This window comes from Microbacterium sp. Bi128 (assembly GCF_918698205.1).
The window spans coordinates 1-1,055 of record NZ_CAKKMM010001636.1 but is presented as its reverse complement, the minus strand read 5'-3'; the positions used below and the strand labels follow the sequence as shown (position 1 = coordinate 1,055).

At 68.6% G+C, this 1,055-nt stretch carries 1 protein-coding gene; it reads left to right on the top strand.

Going from position 1 to position 1,055, the window contains the following annotated elements; all coding sequences use genetic code 11:
- A partial coding sequence (gene dapC / locus LQV45_RS35125; RefSeq protein WP_230012643.1) for a succinyldiaminopimelate transaminase occupies positions 1 to 962 on the top strand: 962 nt, incomplete at its 5' end.
- Between the last annotated feature and the right edge of the window lie 93 nt (positions 963 to 1,055).

Below are 1,055 nucleotides of genomic sequence, written 5' to 3'. Positions count from 1 at the left end.
ATCCCACGGTGCACGGGACGCCGGCCCTGCGGGAAGCCATCGCCGGCTGGTTTGCGCGCCGGCGCGGCGTCCCCGGGCTCGACCCGCAGAATGTGATGCCAACGGTGGGTTCCAAGGAACTCGTCGCGTGGCTGCCGTTCCTGCTCGGCCTGAAGCCGGGCGACGTCGTCGTCCGGCCCACGGTTGCGTACCCCACCTATGACATCGGGGCCACCTTCGCCGGTGCGGAGCAGGTCGCCGCGGACGACCTTGACGAGCTCGACGCCGGCACCCGGGCCCGCGTGCGCCTGGTCTGGGTCAATTCGCCGGCCAACCCCACCGGCAGCGTCCGGGACATCGCGTCGCTGCGGCGGATCGTCCGGCAGGCCCGCGAGCTCGGCGCCGTCGTCGCGTCCGATGAATGCTACGCCGAACTCGGCTGGGGGGAGTGGGACCTCGAACGTGGCGGCGCCCCGGTCCCGAGCGTCCTGGATCCGCAGGTCGCAGAAGGCTCCCACGATGGCCTGCTCGCCGTCTATTCGCTGAGCAAACAGTCCAACGTGGCCGGTTACCGCGCGGCATTTGTCGCCGGCGATCCGGTGATCATGGCGAACCTGGTCAACAGCCGCAAGCACGCCGGGATGATTGTGCCCTATCCGGTCCAGGAAGCCATGCGCGTGGCCCTCGGCGACGACGCCCACGTCCAGGCCCAGAAGGACCTGTACCGGGGCCGTCGGGAACGGATCGTGCCCGCGCTCAAAGGTTTCGGCCTGACAATCCATGAATCGAGGGCGGGCCTTTATCTATGGGCCACCGCCGGCGAGGCGACGTGGGACACCGTGGGCCGGCTCGCGGACCGCGGAATCGTCGTTGGCCCCGGGGTCTTCTACGGCGACGCCGGCAACGGGTTCATCCGGGTGGCGCTGACCGCCAGCGACGAAAGGATCGACGCCGCCGTCTCGCGGCTTGACCCGGAAGCGTAACAATGCTGTGACGCGTGCCACATGTGGCGTGTTTTTGGCGTTTTACGGCCCCCCCGGATTAGTGCCACCCGCGAAGTGAAGGTACTTTTTAAC